Below are 320 nucleotides of genomic sequence, written 5' to 3'. Positions count from 1 at the left end.
GTTTTTTTTGTTTTTTGTGGTTTTTTTTGTGTTTTTGTTGTTTTTTTTTTTGTTTGTGTTGGTTTTTGTGTGTTGTGTGTTTTTTTTTTGTTTTTGTTTTGTTTGTTTTTTTTTTTTTTTTGGAATTGTCTTGGGTTTTTTTTGTTGTGTTCGTGGGGCTGGGGGCGGCGGGGGGGGTGGGGGGGGTGTGGTTGGGGTGTTTTGGTGGGGCCGGGGGGGGGTGTGGGGGCGGCCGGCCCGGGTGTTCGGGGGGTGGGGGGGGGTGGTGGGTGGGGGCGCCGGGCGGGCGGGCCGGCGGGGTGGGGGGGGGGGCCCCCCCC

General features: G+C 56.2%; 1 protein-coding gene. It reads left to right on the top strand.

What is annotated here, in order from left to right; all coding sequences use genetic code 11:
* Positions 1 to 320, top strand: a 320-nt coding sequence (locus PUR71_RS41065) for a hypothetical protein (RefSeq protein WP_329924861.1), incomplete at both ends; no start/stop codon positions are given.

It is taken from the genome of Streptomyces sp. SP17BM10 (assembly GCF_036322405.1).
Lineage (GTDB): Bacteria > Actinomycetota > Actinomycetes > Streptomycetales > Streptomycetaceae > Kitasatospora.
Note: the sequence above shows the minus strand (reverse complement) of the source record. Positions and strands in the feature narration are given on the sequence as shown.